General features: G+C 53.7%; 16 protein-coding genes and 1 tRNA gene. 4 read left to right on the top strand and 13 right to left on the bottom strand.

Annotated features, from left to right (window positions below; translation table 11 throughout):
* Positions 1–5: 5 nt before the first annotated feature.
* Positions 6–341, bottom strand: coding sequence for a PepSY domain-containing protein (locus K7H08_RS13020; RefSeq protein ID WP_231658235.1), 336 nt, complete (start codon positions 339–341; stop codon positions 6–8).
* 208 nt (positions 342–549) lie between these two features.
* On the opposite strand from K7H08_RS13020, the gene K7H08_RS13015 reads away from it, so the two are divergent.
* Positions 550–1,026: a PepSY domain-containing protein gene (locus tag K7H08_RS13015; RefSeq protein ID WP_231658207.1), complete on the top strand. Its 477-nt coding sequence runs from the start codon at positions 550–552 to the stop codon at positions 1,024–1,026.
* A gap of 206 nt (positions 1,027–1,232) precedes the next feature.
* A complete protein-coding gene (locus K7H08_RS13010) occupies positions 1,233–2,234 on the top strand; it encodes a DUF1853 family protein (protein WP_231658205.1) in 1,002 nt (333 codons plus the stop codon).
* A gap of 12 nt (positions 2,235–2,246) precedes the next feature.
* Here the strand turns inward: K7H08_RS13010 and proB are convergent, their stop codons facing one another.
* From proB to rplU, 4 genes are all read right to left on the bottom strand, one after another.
* Complete coding sequence (gene proB, locus K7H08_RS13005) at positions 2,247–3,407, bottom strand: glutamate 5-kinase (RefSeq protein ID WP_231658234.1); 1,161 nt, start codon at positions 3,405–3,407, stop codon at positions 2,247–2,249.
* A 61-nt stretch (positions 3,408–3,468) separates the two neighbouring features.
* A complete protein-coding gene (gene cgtA, locus K7H08_RS13000; protein ID WP_038480572.1) occupies positions 3,469–4,662 on the bottom strand; it encodes an Obg family GTPase CgtA in 1,194 nt (397 codons plus the stop codon).
* Between the two features lie 141 nt (positions 4,663–4,803).
* The gene (rpmA, locus tag K7H08_RS12995) at positions 4,804–5,061 is read right to left on the bottom strand and encodes a 50S ribosomal protein L27 (RefSeq protein ID WP_009097313.1); all 258 of its coding nucleotides are present in this window, start codon (positions 5,059–5,061) and stop codon (positions 4,804–4,806) included.
* 30 nt (positions 5,062–5,091) lie between these two features.
* Positions 5,092–5,403, bottom strand: a complete 312-nt coding sequence (gene rplU, locus K7H08_RS12990; RefSeq protein ID WP_009723801.1) for a 50S ribosomal protein L21 — start codon at positions 5,401–5,403, stop codon at positions 5,092–5,094.
* Between the two features lie 285 nt (positions 5,404–5,688).
* Between rplU and ispB the strand changes: the two genes are divergently transcribed.
* Positions 5,689–6,693 (top strand): octaprenyl diphosphate synthase, encoded by a 1,005-nt coding sequence (gene ispB / locus K7H08_RS12985; protein WP_198349535.1) that lies wholly within the window; start codon positions 5,689–5,691, stop codon positions 6,691–6,693.
* 125 nt (positions 6,694–6,818) lie between these two features.
* Positions 6,819–6,895, top strand: a tRNA-Pro gene (locus tag K7H08_RS12980).
* A gap of 85 nt (positions 6,896–6,980) precedes the next feature.
* Here the strand turns inward: K7H08_RS12980 and K7H08_RS12975 are convergent.
* The 8 genes from K7H08_RS12975 to K7H08_RS12940 form a co-directional block, all read right to left on the bottom strand.
* Positions 6,981–7,241, bottom strand: coding sequence for a hypothetical protein (locus tag K7H08_RS12975; protein ID WP_193061141.1), 261 nt, complete (start codon positions 7,239–7,241; stop codon positions 6,981–6,983).
* 56 nt (positions 7,242–7,297) lie between these two features.
* Positions 7,298–10,513 (bottom strand): type I restriction endonuclease subunit R, encoded by a 3,216-nt coding sequence (locus tag K7H08_RS12970; RefSeq protein ID WP_231658204.1) that lies wholly within the window; start codon positions 10,511–10,513, stop codon positions 7,298–7,300.
* A 65-nt stretch (positions 10,514–10,578) separates the two neighbouring features.
* Positions 10,579–10,926 carry a DUF3024 domain-containing protein gene (locus tag K7H08_RS12965; RefSeq protein WP_231658201.1) on the bottom strand — a complete coding sequence of 116 codons (348 nt, stop codon included), beginning with the start codon at positions 10,924–10,926 and terminating at the stop codon, positions 10,579–10,581.
* Between the two features lie 304 nt (positions 10,927–11,230).
* On the bottom strand, positions 11,231–12,589 hold the full coding sequence (locus K7H08_RS12960) for a restriction endonuclease subunit S (protein ID WP_231658200.1): 1,359 nt from the start codon (positions 12,587–12,589) through the stop codon (positions 11,231–11,233).
* Positions 12,590–12,605: 16 nt separating this feature from the next.
* A complete protein-coding gene (locus K7H08_RS12955; protein ID WP_231658198.1) occupies positions 12,606–13,541 on the bottom strand; it encodes an Abi family protein in 936 nt (311 codons plus the stop codon).
* Positions 13,531–13,710 carry a hypothetical protein gene (locus K7H08_RS12950; protein WP_193085891.1) on the bottom strand — a complete coding sequence of 60 codons (180 nt, stop codon included), beginning with the start codon at positions 13,708–13,710 and terminating at the stop codon, positions 13,531–13,533. Before K7H08_RS12950 ends, K7H08_RS12955 begins: the two co-directional genes overlap by 11 nt.
* The gene (locus tag K7H08_RS12945; protein WP_231658196.1) at positions 13,707–15,683 is read right to left on the bottom strand and encodes a type I restriction-modification system subunit M; all 1,977 of its coding nucleotides are present in this window, start codon (positions 15,681–15,683) and stop codon (positions 13,707–13,709) included. Before K7H08_RS12945 ends, K7H08_RS12950 begins: the two co-directional genes overlap by 4 nt.
* 106 nt (positions 15,684–15,789) lie before the next feature.
* Positions 15,790–16,572: a TSUP family transporter gene (locus tag K7H08_RS12940; protein ID WP_231658195.1), complete on the bottom strand. Its 783-nt coding sequence runs from the start codon at positions 16,570–16,572 to the stop codon at positions 15,790–15,792.
* Positions 16,573–16,587 lie beyond the last annotated feature (15 nt).

The following is a 16,587-nucleotide window of genomic DNA, read 5'->3' as shown; positions in this document are numbered from 1 at the left end:
CTACCTTATTGGCGGCGCATCTCGTTAATACGCACACCTTCTATTTTCATTAACTGTCCACTATGGCCATCAAACTCAAACTCAACCACTTGATTCTGAGCGCCCAGCAGTTTGATCTCATACTCTACATGGCCATCCTCACGCTCGATCTCTACTTCTATTACCTCGCCGATATAATTAGCCTCAAGCCAGTCCAGAATGGACTCTAAGGGCACGACAGCGCCTCGCTGCACTTCACTGTGCAACGCTTCCCAGTGTTGATCACCAATGGCACTACCGGCCAGCGCAATGGCAAACACCGTGACAACGACGTTCACAGGCAGCGCTTTGCGCAAGCGCATGCGTGGCAGGCGCTGCCAATAACGTGAAAGGGTGAGCGTGAGGGGCATCTTTTTCATCGTACTAGAATGCCAAAAGCAACATGAACGTTAGATGAATGGCTTTGTCAGCTTACGGAAAGAACCGCGGTGTTATAACTGTTTTGCCTTATGACGAATGCTGTCTCATTCAACAGACGACGTCATTCAACAAACCAAGAAGGAATTTGATATGAACGCTATGAAAAAAATATTGCTGATCCCGACCTCCGCGCTGCTGTTCACTGCGGCTGCAGGTAGCGTGCAAGCGGATACATTGCCGGTTGATCAGATTGATAGTGTGCTAACCCATGCCACTGACTATGGGTTCACCCATTACGAAGAGATCAGTATTAAGAGCCGTGGCCGTGCCGAGGTTGAAGGCTGGCTTGATGACGAATGGTACGCTGACATTGAATTTTCCATCGATAGTGGCGAAACACTGCAAGAAGAGCGTGAGCGTTTAATTACCGGTGCCTGGGGCATGAGTGAAGATGATATTCGCCAAGCACTCGAGGTAGCAAGCCAAGAGGGTATGAGCGAATTTGAAGATATCGACATTGATAAAAGCGGCATGATTGATGTTGAAGGTCGCGATGAAAATGGCCGTGAAATAGAAATCAGTCTACGCCAAGGCTCCTTTCAAGTAAGCGAAATTGACCGCGATTAACGGGATAGCACAAGCCAGCATTAACTAACGCAAACCATTATGCGGGCCACTTAGGCCCGCTTTTGTTGGCAGCTCATAATGTTTGATACGGCAAATAAGCGCTGTCAGTTACTTTTTTAATTAGCCAGTGGGACATTGCCAGCAACGCGTTGTAATGTGGTACGCATCATCAATAGTCATTGACTGTGTACTTCTGGGAGATGCCTTTGACGCTACCCACCACCGCAGAAGGCGTAAGCGACCGCCTAGAGCATTCGGTATTGCGTGATCTTGCCTGGTTGCTCGCCACGCCTGACTTGATTGAGCTGGCGGGGCCGACTACCTATCCAGGCAGGCCAACACGCCAGGAGCTTGGCCTAGTAGATTCAATTGATGACTGGTTGGCGAATCTTTCGTCACTAGTGAGTGCGCTAGATGGCCAACTTGCGACACGCATGGGGCACTACCATGAGCGGCTGTGGCACCTGATGTTAGATAACGCGCCTAACACACGACTGCTCGCCAAGAACCTGCGCATTACCCAGCGGCGCAATACCCTGGGAGAACTGGATATGCTCTATCGAACACGGGACAACCCCAACCCCATCCATTTGGAAGTGGCGATAAAGTTCTATCTTGGCCTACCCGAAGGGCCTGGCGATGCTACCTGCCAAAGCCGCTGGATTGGCCCTGGCGGGCTGGATAGCCTAGCGCTGAAATGTAGCCATCTGCGCCATCATCAGTTGCCAATTTCGCGCACTGCCACCGCGCAAGCGATCATCGCCCACTGGCTAGCGCCTAGAGATATAGGCCCCGCTCCACCACTCCATCATCCACTGACGCAGCGCCTAGCGATGCCCGGCGTACTGTTTTATCCCTGGCACGCAACGTTACCGCCGCCCAGCGGTGCAACGGTCGATCATCGACGTGGTAAGTGGTGTTATTTAAGGGATTGGCCGCAATTCTCAGCTCAGCGAAGCGAGACACTGAAAATGGCATGGCTAGAGAAGCCTCACTGGCTAGCACCGCCACCATTGGCTAGGTTCTACTCTGCCAAGAAACATATGGCAGACGTGACGCCCCTCATCCATCGCTACGGGCCGCAGCAAGTAGTGCTATACGACCCTCAGGCAAAAGCATTAACTGGGGAAAAGCCGCTTGAGCGGCTAGTCATCGTGCCTGATGACTGGCCACGCCAAGTACCGCTAACGCCCCGTACTCGCGATTAAACAACCAGCTCGTTAAACAACCACCAAGTTATCGCGATGGATCAGCTCGTGAGCCTCCACGTAACCCAGAATTGCTTCAATCTGGTGGCTCGGTTGGCCCGCTAACTGACGGGCTTCATCCGCACCGTAGTTAACCAATCCTTTGGCCACGCGTGCGCCCTGCTCATCCACGCACAGCACCATATCACCGCGCTTAAAGCTGCCCTGCACTTCACGTACGCCCACCGCCAACAGGCTAGAGCCTTTGCCACGCAGTACATTGACAGCCCCGGCATCCAGTACCAAGGTGCCACGCACCTGCAACTGACCTGCCAGCCAGCGCTTGCGAGCAGCGATGGGCGCTTGAGCTGGGCGCAACAGAGTGCCCAGCGCCTCGCCAGCCATGATGCGGGAAATAACGTCCGGCTGGCGGCCACTGGCAATCACCGTGACCGCACCGGAACGGGCAGCCAATTGTGCAGCACGTATTTTGGTGCTCATGCCGCCGCGACCCAAGGCGCCTCCACTGCCAGCAACAGCGGCTAAGCGCGGGTCGTCGGCACGGCCTTCAGCAATCATTTTGGCATTGGGGTCGTGGCGAGGGTCGGCGTCAAATAGCCCCTCCTGATCGGTTAGCAGCAGCAGTGCATCGGCTTCTAACAGATTGGCTACCAGCGCGCCAAGCGTATCGTTATCGCCAAAGCGAATCTCGTCGGTGACCACGGTATCGTTTTCGTTGATTACAGGCACCACACGCATCTCAACCAAGGTACGCAGCGCTGACAACGCGTTGAGATAGCGCTTGCGGTTGGAAAGGTCATCGTGGGTGAGCAGAATCTGGGCCGTTAACATACCGTGGCGAGCAAAATGCTGCTCGTAGCACTGGGTGAGACCGTTTTGGCCTACCGCCGCAGCAGCCTGAAGCTCATGAACGGCACTGGGGCGAGCCTGCCACCCCAGGCGCACCATGCCCGCCGCTACGGCACCCGAGGATACCAGCACAACTTCTTTGCCCTGCTGATGCAGCGTGGCAATCTGGTCGACCCAGCCACCAATGGCCGGCTCATCCAAGCCTCGGCCATCGTTGGTGAGCAGCGCGCTACCAATTTTAACCACCACCCGGCGGGCGCTGCTTAACGCCTCACGGCCGGGCAACTGCTCATTGCTTTCCACGTCGCGACTCTCCCAAGCCATTCCGCTCACGCGTTTGATTCCGTTAACCCTGCTGACGCCACCCATTCGGCCGACGGATCGGTTATGGGGCGTACTCTACCTCGACATCGTAATCATCATCGTCAAAGTCGTCGTCATCTTCATCGTCGTCGTCACGCTTACGGCGACGGCCAAGACGCGCTTCCGTACGGGCCACTGATTCTTCTTCCATGCGGCGGCGCATTTCCTGCTCGCGGGCATGGGCTTCTTCATCTTCATTTTCCAGGCGCTGCTGCTCTGTCAGCCAGCGATACGCCGCCTGCACCAGCTTGTCAGTGCCGTCGCTGCTGATTGCCGAGATGCGGAATACCGGGCCATCCCAGTTCAGCGCTTGGATAATCGCCTCGGCGCGGGCTTCGCGCTCATCTTCCGGCAGCAGATCAAATTTATTCAGCACTAACCAACGCGGCCGCTCAGAAAGCGCCGGCGAGAACTGGCCTAGCTCATGAATAATCGCCTGCGCCGCTTCCACGGGGTCAGACTCGTCAAACGGCGCCACATCCACCACGTGGAACAGCAGACGTGTACGGGTCAGGTGCTTCAAGAAACGCAGCCCCAAGCCCGCGCCATCAGAGGCACCCTCAATCAGACCTGGCACATCGGCCATCACAAAGTGCTCGTGCATCCCCAGCTTCACAACACCCAGGTTGGGCACCAGGGTAGTGAACGGATAGTTCGCCACTTTGGGTTTAGCCGCGGATACCGAACGGATCAGCGTAGACTTGCCCGCATTCGGCATGCCCAGCAGGCCGACGTCGGCCATTACCTTCATTTCCAGACGCAGGTTGCGGCGGTCGCCTTCGGTGCCCGGCGTGGTGCGGCGAGGCGCACGGTTGGTCGAAGATTTAAAGTGAATATTGCCCAACCCACGGCGACCACCTTCGGCCACCAGTACCACCTGACCGATATCGGTGACATCGGCGATCACCTCAAGGGTGTCCTCATCGATCACCGTGGTGCCCACCGGCACTTTCACATGCAGGTCTTCACCAGCTTTACCGCTCATTTGGCGGCCCATGCCGCCCTGGCCGTTTTCAGCTTTGTAAAAACGCTGAAACTTGAAATCAATCAAGGTATTCAGTGAATCGTCACCAATCAGGTAGACGCTGCCACCATGGCCACCATCGCCACCATCAGGGCCACCTTTGGGCACATATTTTTCGCGGCGAAAGCTCAGACAGCCATTGCCGCCTTTACCTGCCTCAACAATAATCGAGGCTTCATCGACGAACTGCATTGGATTCTCCCGGCCGCTTCCGCCGCCCTAACTGCAATATCCCGCCCATTAATAACAGGCAAAAGGGATCGAAAAGACAAAAAAGCCCCGCCATGGCGGGGCTTTTATTTCGTCATCTTCGCTCTGCGCAACAGCTGTTGCTTAGGCAGAAACGATGCTAACGAATTTACGGTTGTTCGGACCTTTGGTCTCGAACTTCACGAAGCCGTCGTTCAAAGCGAACAGCGTGTGATCACGGCCCAGGCCAACGCCAGTGCCTGCGTGGAAACGAGTGCCACGCTGACGAACGATGATGCTACCCGCGCTGGCTGCTTGGCCACCGAAGAGTTTCACACCTAAGCGTTTGGACTCGGAATCGCGACCGTTACGCGTGGAGCCGGCTGCCTTTTTATGTGCCATTGCAAAATCCTCCTTAAGGGAATCGACTGCTTACGCAGAAATTCCGGTAATTTTGACTTCAGTGAACCACTGACGGTGGCCCTGACGCTTCATGCTGTGCTTCCGGCGACGGAACTTGATGATCGTTACTTTATCGCCACGGCCGTGGGAAACGATTTCAGCGGACACTTTGGCACCGCTTACTAAAGGCGCGCCAACGTTGACGTCATCGCCGTCTGCAACCAACAGCACTTCATCAAACTCAATCGTTTCGCCGGTAGCGACTTCGATTTTTTCGAGCTTGAGGGTTTGACCTTCTTGAACGCGGTACTGTTTGCCACCGCTTTTAATAACTGCGTACATGTCGCTCTCCGGACTTGTCGTTAATGCCGATTACGCCCCGCGTAATCAACGCTCATCGCCTTCCGCTCTTATCGACCTGCTGCGAGTGGCGCCCCTTTTGGCAACCATCTGACAGGGAGCATGATGAGTGGGTCGCGAATTATAGCGACTATCGCGGTTTACCACAAGACTACGGGGCATTGTCAATCACACATCACACTACGAACGTCTATCACTACCTTGACGCCTCACAGACAGCCCCATAGCATGGCCCCAACAATCCTACCCCCGCGATGAACGGAACCCATGACAGCCAACGTCTCTCAAACCCCGCCTGCCAGCCCAACGCCTTCACCGCTGCACGCCGTGGTGGCCGATGACTTTGACGCCGTAAACCGGACCATTGTCGCGCAATTGAATTCCAAAGTGCCGCTGGTAGAAACCATCGGCCAATATATTATTGAAAGCGGCGGCAAGCGTCTGCGTCCTTTACTCGTGCTGCTGGCTGCCCGGTCACTGGGCTATGAGGGCGACAAACACATCACCCTGGCCACGCTGATCGAATTTATGCACACCTCCACGCTGCTGCACGACGATGTGGTCGATGAATCGCACATGCGGCGTGGCAAAAAAACCGCCAACGATGCCTGGGGTAACGCGCCGTCAGTCCTGGTGGGAGACTTCCTCTATTCGCGCTCGTTTCAAATGATGGTGGACGTAGGATCGATGCGCATTATGGCGATTCTATCCGGCGCGACCTGCGTGATTGCCGAAGGCGAAGTACTGCAGCTAACCAATATCGGTAACCCCAGCATTTCTGAAGCGGATTACTTTGAAACCATTCAAGGTAAAACAGCGATGCTGTTTGAAGCGGCTTCCCACAGCGGTGCCGTGCTTGCCGACGCCACACCTGAGCAAGAGCGCGCCCTGCAGTACTACGGCCGCTATTTAGGTCTCGCCTTCCAGCTCATCGACGACCTGCTGGATTACCAAGGCGACGCCGAGGCCATGGGCAAAAATGTCGGCGACGACCTGGCAGAAGGCAAACCTACCCTGCCACTGATTCATGCTATGGAGCGCGGCACTCCGGAACAGGCCAAGCTAATCCGCCAAGTGATTCGCAAGGGCGGGCTGGAACAGCTCGACGAGGTGCTTGAGATCATCAATGCCACTGGCGCGCTGGAATATACCCGCGCGCGGGCGGTTGAGATGGCCGATAAAGCCCTGGCCGAACTCGATGCCCTGCCACCGAGCCCCTACCGCGATAGCATGGCTAACATCGCTCGGTTAGCGGTTGATCGCAAAGCATAAAGTCTGCGCAACAAAGCAACCCAGCGCGAAAAAGGGACTTGAAAAAAACCCTTCGCCTGCGTATGATTCGCTCCGTTGTCGAGCGCTGCTTAGCGCGCTTTTAATAGCATCGTTGCAACAATATTCGGAATATAGCTCAGCTTGGTAGAGCGCTGCCTTCGGGAGGCAGAGGTCGTAGGTTCGAATCCTGCTATTCCGACCAAAAATTTCATAAAAAACGGCCACTTAGCTAATACAGCAAGTGGCCGTTTTTTGTTGGGCATTGTTGGGTAATCGTTGAGCGCTCGCTAACCTGATGCTGAAAGCCAGTAGTTTGTCGTTACCAGCGCAATGAAAAGAATGTAACCCGCTACGATACCCACCATGGCACGGCCACTGCGGCGCCCAATGACCGCCCCACAGAGCCCTAACACCAGCCCCATGAACATAAAGCCTAACCCTGCTGTCACCCCTGTTGGCGTAAATCCTGGCGTTAACAATAGCGCATACAGGAACGCACCCAGCCCATAGATACCCAGCAATGACGCCCACTCTTGGCGGTTAAACATAAACTCTCCGTAACAAAAAGGCTGCACATACTACTGGTGAGTATGCTGGAACACGTCTACGTTTCGGGCCCAGTGTACTTAACATTTTGCCCAGCTCTTCCCGCCAACAGCGTCAAAATAAGCAACGCAAATTGCCGCCCCGTTTCCTCGTTCTCCAGCAGCGGCATACTCAGTTTTTCATGATCATTCATTGCATCTAATACAGCGTCGGTGACGCGCTTGGGAAATAGCCCGTGCATCACCTGGGTTTCATCATGGTGGTTGATCTGGGCCATCACCTCATCATCACGCTCAATGCGGTCAGCAATGCCGTTGGCAAAATGCAGCTTATCTCCATCGCTAATATCTGCGCCGTAGAGGTCATTCAGGCGCTCGATAATCTCATTAAGGCGTTGAGTTTCGGGGTCATGGGGTTTGCCGGAGCCAACATCTGAAATCGGTTTCAAGCCGTAATCGCCGCTCTCCTCTTCAAGCGAGAGGCGCTGTTCAGCACGTTTGGTCAGCCGATAGCTGTCCAGCTCAAGTTCGCTGACATCAATAGGGTCGCCAATTAATAGCCGATCGATACGTAGCAAGGGATGCAGGTGCTTGGCATACACACAAAGCTGTTCTAATTCAGCATCATCGAAGTGGATGATCTGACTGAGAAATTCATAGGTGCGTACAAAGCTCTGTAAGTTTTTACGGAACAGATCAAGCTCATCGCGGGTCTTGCCTGCGTCTTCTAACTCCTGCTCCGCACGCATGCGCCCTTTTTCGTCACCCTGCTGTTCCGCCTGCTGGCGAGCGTCTTTCCACGTTTGTTGCTGCTCTACGGTGACTTCATAACGCTTTTTGAAACGATCTTGAGCAGGCTGGCAGTGATAACTTAATCGTGAGGCGGGTGCTTTAGGGTCAAAGAAAGCAGTAGCAAACGCTTCCACCTCGGGCCAGTGATAAATGCCGTTAGCATCCAGCGTGCGTTTAAGGTCATACACCACCTGCGGGTCGGAAACGTCAGCCAAGGTGGCTTTGCGATAATACGGCGCAAACGCTTCTAAAATTTCTTGTGGTTCATTAAAGAAATCGAGGATAAACGTCTGTTTGCCAGGAAACAGGCGGTTGAGCCGCGAGAGCGTCTGCACGCAGTCTACACCCTGCAGCTTCTTGTCCACGTACATGGCGCATAGCTTGGGCTGGTCAAAGCCAGTCTGGTACTTGTTAGCGGCGATCATCACGTTGAAGTCGTCGCTGTCCAGCGCCTTGGCCAGATCACGTCCACGAACGCCAGGGTTCAGCAGTTGGCTGGCTTCAGTTACTTCCTCAGGAATGACCTCATCGGCCGGTACGCTGCCAGAAAACGCCACCAAGGGGTGCACGTCGCTATAGCCTTGAGCTTCCACATACTGGCGCATAGCCAGCTGGTAGCGCACCGCCTCTTGGCGGCTGGCGGTGACCACCATCGCTTTGGCTTGGCCGTCCAGCAGGTGGCGCACATTAGCGCGGAAGTGCTCAACAATGACCTCTACGCGCTGCGCAATATTGTAAGGATGTAAGCGAACCCACTTGGCTAATGCGCGGGAGGCCTTTTTGGCGTCTACTTCCTGCTCTTCATCTTCTAAATGGGCCAGTTTCCAGGCGGTGCTGTAGGTGACGTAATTACGCAGCACATCCAGAATGAAGCCTTCCTCGATAGCCTGACGCATCGAGTAGAGATGAAATGGCTCGGGCTTGTTGTCTGCACTTGGTGGCAAGCTTGGGTCTGGTACACGGCCAAACAGTTCTAGTGTTTTGGCCTTGGGTGTGGCGGTAAAGGCGTAGTAGCTGATGCGCTCATTAGGTCGACGAGTAGACACGGCTGCATCCAGCATTACTTCTGCACTGATTTCTTCGCCTTCATCAGCGCTCTCGCCAGCGGCGGCTAATAGCGCCTTAAGCTTGCGCGCAGAATCGCCCGCCTGTGAAGAGTGTGCTTCGTCGGCAATCACTGCATAGCGGCCTTCGGCAAGTGTTGGCCGCTTATCCAGCGCATCGAACAGCGCAGGGAACGTTTGAATGGTAACGATGATAATACGAGTATTGCTCGCCAGCGCCTCAGCCAGCTGTTCAGATTTGCTCTGGTTGCCGACATCGCGGGTAATCGGGCAGACCACCCCATGGGCATGTTCAAACTGGTAAATGGTGTTTTGCAGTTGGCTATCCAGCACGGTGCGGTCAGTCACCACAATCACTGAGTTGAAGCGCTTCTGCTGGCCGCTTTCGTCATACAGGTTGGCCAACTGATGGGCGAGCCAGGCAATCGAGTTAGACTTACCCGAACCAGCGCTGTGCTGAACTAGATAGCGCTGGCCGCCATCATCGGCTTGGGTGGTCTCAATTAGTTGATTAACCACTTCCCATTGGTGGTAGCGCGGGAAAATCAGCGTTTCTTTCGTTTTGCGTCGACCGTGAAAGTCTTCGGTTGTTTTCTGCTCCAGGTGCAAAAAGCGCCCGAGAATCTTCAGCCATGCGTCCGGCAATAGCACACGCTCCCACAAGTAGCTTGTGGCGTAGCTATTGTCATCAGTTGGTGGCGGGTTACCAGCACCGCCGCCTTCGCTGCCCAGATTAAACGGCAGAAAGAACGTCTCTTTACCCGCCAGCTTGGTAGTCATTGCCACTTCCGCTTGGCTAACAGCAAAATGCACTAGCGCGCCGCGCTTAAACGCCAGCAGCGGCTCTAGCTTGCGAGTAATGGGATCTTTTAGCGGGCGATCGTTGCGGTACTGTCGCTTGGCGTTTTCTACCGACTGCTTAAACTCACTTTTTAGCTCCAGGGTGGCGGTTGGAATACCGTTTACAAACAGCACCAGATCTAAACGTGGGTTGTAGCTCTGGCCGCCACTGGCTTTGTCTCGGGCATGGGGCGAGTAGGCCACTTCCGGCACCACGCGCAGACGGTTGGCACGGTAGCGGGAAAGCGCTTCAGGGTTCATGGCGTGGTCAGGCTTGAAGCTGCACAGGTCGAACGTCACCCCCGGCACTTTAAAACCATGGCGCAGCACCTCTAGCGTGCCCGCTCGTTCCAGCTCGCGTACCACTTTCTGTACAAACACCGTTTCAGACGATTGCGGGTTAGCCTTGCAGAACTTCTCCCAACGCTCCGGCCAAGCTTCCTGCACATACCCCAGCAGATCTTCGGTATAAAGTGCTGTGGAGCGTTCATAACCGCTGGCCGTGCCCACCTTCCAACCATCGGTGGCCATGGCGTCGATGATATCCTGCTGGAACTGAGCTTCCCTGCTATCGGCCATAAAATTTCCTGATACGATGATGTTTAAAACGATGTAGATCTTTCGGCTAATTTTTTACTTATCAGCTAACCAAAAAAGCAGGCATTCGCGTCAGCCTTCACGATAGCAAAAAACTCCTCAATAGAAGCTGACTCAGGCTGTGGCGTGTACAAATGCCACTTCTGATCACTGCGCATCCAGTAGATTTTCCAACGTTGAGATTTTTTGACGTAGGTGGCTTTTGCCACCGGCAACTCCATCGTGGTTGACGGCTCTCGAAAATGTGGACGAAGCTCCATAATCTGAACGCTTTGGCCGGAAACCCGGACATCCAGATCCAGCTTGGAACGAACTTCGATGGGAGGCCTTCGAGCTGTCAGAAACGCAGAAGCAGCCCGCTCGACTTTTTTGATTTCAAACTCACTGAGTGCCATATGCGACTTCCTAAAGAAAAAATGCCCAGGTAACGCCTCAAAAACCGAAGCAGCTTACCGTGGAGGCACAGCCCTGGTCTTGTCAGAGGTGATAACCGAGCTTACCCGTGAAGAATACGGGCTGACTACTTTACATACACATTCTATATGTAAGGTTTTAGTCACTAACTTTACACATGCACTCTGTATATCAAGATGCCACCCTTATCTTTACATCCTCAGAACGCCTGCCTTTATGAACGGAACAACGTCAAATAGCTTGAAACAATATGGCTACAGAACCCAGCGTCCAACTTGGAAGGTCTCAAACTTCATCGGCTGTCTCCCTGCTTTCCGATAACTCCAATGGCGGCTGCCAGCCACGCACATCGATCTTGCCGGTTACAGCGGCGGAGATTAGGGCAGAGCGGCGTTCTTGAAGCAGGGATGTGAGTTTAAAAGCTCTTGATATAGCGATATCAAAATTAATTTTTCTTTTTGTAATATATGTTTCTATCTCTCGCTGCTCATCTTTTGACGGGAGCGGGACAGGCAAATTTGCGAAACCTTCCTGATTTACGTATACCAATGTTGCTGATTTACCTACTAAATCAAAATATGGTTTTGAGCATATAATAACGTCCCTTAGGTAAGCGGCTGAAATGCCTCTTGGGATATATGCTTGGAGCTGCTGGTTGATCACTGCATCAACAAGCAATAGTGAAGCTATGCCAAAATTGCCTACACAACTTGCGACAACGGCACCTGCCTTTAGAACGCGCGATCCTGCCTTAGTAATTTCTGTAGCTGAGACACATCGCTGCGCTCCAGTAATTTTTTCAAATTTCATCTCCTCCATGGTGACCCAAAAACATCCATCTCCAGAGTCATTTAACTCTGGCTTATTTCGTTGTGGAATAAAAATATCTGAGATCATTTTGGCACGTGTGACAACCCAATGCTCTGGCACTTCACCCAACCACTCCACACCGGAGTCTTTCATCGGCGCATCGGGGTCGAGCCCTTTAGTGACAGCATGGAAAATCACCGCCTGACGCTTTTCCTTGAGCAGCTTGATCAGGCGCTGCTGCTGCTCCACCAAGGCATCGATGCGGGCGGTTTCGTGACCGAGGAAGGTGGATATCTTGGCTTGCTCATCAAGAGGTGGCACTGTTATTAAGAGGTCAGCTACGTCCTCAAGAGAAAGCTGAATTTTTGTCCCACCATAACCTTGGGACGATAGGTAGTTCTTTCCAACATCCGACAATGTCACATAGGCAACCCAGCTTGGCAGAATCCTTTTCTTGAAGAGTCGCGCTAGGGCTACATGTTGGCTGACATATGCTGTCTCTATCACGCTTGGCACGACGGCAACTGAGCCTAGGTAAGCGGTGATAGAAAACAGCACATCACCCTCTTGGACCTTGGTGCGCTCGCCTTCTGAACCGTCGGGGACATTGACACGCTGCAGGTCAGTCATATCAAGGTAGATGTGGTTTCGGGTCAAATTCCCAATACGGATGAATGCTGCGCCATCATCTGAATAATGTGATGCCCACCCCCGGGATCCACTTGTGAGAAACTCTAGGTCGCGTTTGATGGAAAATACATCCCAATGCGCTGGCACTTCCCCCAACCACTCAACGCCGGAATCTTTGTATTCAGGATAAGCGGGATAGCTCATGCTGATAGCTCCTTGCTCATTTGCGGCTTTCCTTCGCTTTTTCGGGTGACAATGTGTCCCGCCATAGCTCGGGAAGATGCATTGCGGCGTGGGTGGCGTTGGGCTGTTTATCGAGCAGGCTATACAAACGCTGCGGCCATGAGGTGCCGGGGTTAATCACCAGCATCAGGTGGCGCAGCATCACAAAGTGGTTATAGATATGGCGCGCCTGTTCAGCGGGCGTTTCAGGATGCAACAGGGTCGGCATTTTGCGGATATGAGGATATTTTTTGGCGAAACGTCGGTTCCATAAGCGCGCATGGTGGGCACACACATTGCGTAGCTGGCTTAGGTTATGAAAAACGCTATGGGCAATTTCGATGGTAGGCAGATCAAGTTGATGAATAACATCTTTCTTGACCTCCGTGACAGTGGTGGATTCAAACCACTGCGATAACGCGCCAAACGTTAGCGTTTCCGCCATGATCCATATCGGGGGTAATCCTGCGCCGCGATATTTACTTCGATAGTGCTTTACAAAGGCTTCTTCGTTGTCTTTTAGCTCACTCGCGGCTCTCGCAACCTGTTTGGCGTGCTTGTAAGGGCAGTGAAAGTACTGAGCTTCCAGGTACGCATATGGGCCTTTTTGAAGCGCGAAGGCGTTTACCCATAGCGAGCGAAGGGAGACTTCAATGCGCTCTAGCGCTTCAAGACAAAGCAGCCGTAACTCGCGGTCGAAGATATAACGATTGAGTACATCATCAAACGACACATTGGCCACAAAACGATGAGTGCGCCCATTATCAGCATGGGCGGCAGGCTCCTCAAAGGGCAGCCAGTAAGCACTTAGGCGGTAGTAACCAATATGCGAGAGGTAGTGCTCGGCACGCGCCATGTCAGGCACTTGCATGCCTCGCTCGCGGAGCAGGGAAACTTGCTGGTCAACGGGGATGGGAGGCTTGTCATAGCGCATGTTGACAGCCCCAAAATAGTAACCCCCCGGTTTGAGCATCACCGCAGCGCGCTGCAGGATAGGCTTGGGGGGTGTTGTTGGTATCCATTATAGGCACGCTGACCGGCGCCAGCAAGAAAAACCCTGCTTGGTTGGCTATTTGAGAATTGCTAATGAGTGCCTTGCTCATGCCGACAGCCCCTCGATCATCTGCTTGATCTTATCGGTGCAGGCTTTGAGGTCGGCGTCGATCTCTTCCAGCGGGCGCGGGGGCGTGAACTGGTAGAAATGGCGGTTGAAAGGAATCTCGAAACCGATAATACCGATGCGGCCATCCAGCTCATCACGCTTGTTGTCGTCGATCCAGGCATCCGGTACGTGGGGTTTTACCTCACGTTCGAAGTAATCAAACACCGATTCGTTATAGGGCACGTTTTCATTATCGCGCAGACTGGTGTCTGGCTCGGGGTTGCCGTGTTTGTCCAGGCAGATATCGGCGTCCGGGTCTCGCTCAGAAAGCGCGTTGAGGATGGCCTTCTGTACTGGCGCGCCAACTTTTAAGCCTTCAGCTTTGAGCGCCGCATTCAGCACTTTGGTAAACGCTTTGCGATTGGTGTAGCGCTGCTCACCTAATTGCTCGCAGGCAGCTTTGAGGGCAGTTTGTTCTCCCTCATCTAGTTTCTGAATGGCTTTTTCGTCGTCCAGCTTGGCTAGACGCTCGGAGCTAGCTGCAAAGTTTAGACGCAACGGGCGCTCGACGGTGATGCGCCGATAGCCAAAGGTTTCCATCGGGAAAATTTTACTCTCGTCGTTCTCTTCAAAGGCACCGTAAAGCCGCACGATATCGTCAATATCGCGGTCGGTAATGTATTGGCGCTTGCTGCCCAGCGACTTGCGCATCTTGCTGGCCCGGCTAGTGGCGTTAATCAGCTGTACTTTGCCTTTGCGCTCAGCGGGCTTGTTGTTGGAAAGCACCCATATATAGGTGGCAATGCCGGTGTTATAGAACATATCGGTGGGCAGGCCAACGATGGCTTCCACCATGTCATGTTGTAGCAGGTAACGGCGAATTTCGGATTCCCCACTGCCCGCACCGCCGGTAAACAGCGGTGAGCCGTTAAGGATGATGCCGATGCGCGAGCCACCGTCTTGGCGGTTGCGCATCTTGGCCACAAGGTGCATCAAAAACAGCAGCGAGCCATCCGACACACGCGGTAGGCCAGGGCCAAAGCGGCCATCGTAGCCACGCTGCTTGTGCTCATCGGTGACTTGCTTCTGCACCTTTTTCCATTCCACGCCAAACGGTGGGTTAGAGAGCATGTAGTCAAAGCGCTCGCCCGCCAGTTGGTCGTCAGAGAGCGTGTTGCCCAGCTTGATTTGCTCGACTTCCTGCCCCTTAACCAGCATATCGCCTTTACAGATGGCGTAAGACTCAGGATTGAGCTCCTGGCCGTGCAGCGAGACCGTCACGTTCTGACTGACCTGCTGAATGTAGTCGTCGCTTTCAGAAAGAAAGCCACCGGTGCCTGCGGTTGGGTCATAGACGGTAACGATGCTATTGGGCCTAAGCTTGGCTTCTTGCCCGGTTAACACCAGTGAGGTGGTCAGATGGACGATATCTCGGGGTGTGAAGTGCTCCCCTGCGGTTTCATTGGAGCTTTCGGCAAACTTGCGAATAAGCTCTTCAAAGATACCGCCCATACCGTGGTTGGTCACCCGTGCAGGGCTTAGGTCAATCGCCGCAAATTGCCGCACAACTTTATAGAGTAGGTCATTGGCGCTGAGCTGCTGAACAAAGCTCTCGAACTCGAAGTGCTCGAAGATCTCTCGGGCGCTCTGGCTAAACGATTGCACATAGCTCATCAGGTCGTCGCTGGTTTGGGTATCGGAAAGGCTACTCAGGCTCAGCGGTGAGGCGTTGAAAAACGGCTGATTGGCGGCGCGCAGCAACAGCTTTTCACGTACGGCTTCAGGCTTATTTTGATGATCCTCGGCAGCTTCTAGCACCCTGGCCTTGGTAGGCTCAAGAACACTCTCCAAGCGACGCAGCAGCGTGAACGGCAGAATGATACGACCATACTGGGACTGCTTGAAATCACCGCGCAAAAGATCAGCGACCGACCATATAAAAGCGGCAAGCTGAGAATGACTCTCCGTGTTCACGGTGGATCTCCACATCTAGGTAGGTGCAATTCGTAAGTAATGCGGCACATCATACACAGCTCAGCGATATTGATCAGCGGGGCATAATGTATGCCCTGAACTCCCCCTACCCTGGCGGGTGGATCAGCCCCACCACGCTGACCAAAATCAGCACGACTCCCAGCACGCGGAAGAACAGCCCAGTGTCTGCTTTTAGCATATAGCGGTGGGCTTTTTCGCCTAGCAAATGGCCGATAAATGCGCAGGGCAGTAGCCATAGTTGATGAATCAGCTGGAGGTCGACGCCGGCGATTATGAACGACGCCATCTTGATCATCACCAGGATAAACCACAGCACAAACATGGTATCGCGCAGCTGCTCTTTAGCGACGTGAGTGGCGAATACCGCGACAATCAGCGGCGCGCCAATCAACGAGGTGCCACTGACATAGCCACCGAGAGCAAGCAGCACGATATCGACGTATTTGTTGTTACTTCTAAACGGCTTATTCAGCACATAGCCAATGGCATAAATGATCACAATGCCGAAAATAATGTTGGTCATGATCTGAGAGGGCAGCGTTAACAAGCCCACCACCCCGATCAACTTAGGCACGATCATGATTTTCAGGGCTTTGGTTAAATAGCCCCAATCGATATTACTTTCCGGCGACGTACCTCCCACGCCCGCTTTCTGCACTTGACGATGGCCGCTCCAGGCAATCCAACTGGAAAAAATCAGTAGATGAATGGCCACAATTGGTAGGAAGACCAGCGGCTCGTTTACCACCAGCAGCAGAAAAGGCAGCGCCAGCACGGCTCCACCAAAACCAAGGCTGGTGCGAACAAAACCGCTCCAAGCAAAAATAAGCCCGATGAGAAGGTACTGGTACCAAAGTAAATCCGTCATTGCGCGTGCATGGCC

It is taken from the genome of Halomonas sp. IOP_6, assembly GCF_021151565.1.
In the GTDB taxonomy this organism is placed as follows: domain Bacteria; phylum Pseudomonadota; class Gammaproteobacteria; order Pseudomonadales; family Halomonadaceae; genus Vreelandella; species Vreelandella alkaliphila.
Note: the sequence above shows the minus strand (reverse complement) of the source record. Positions and strands in the feature narration are given on the sequence as shown.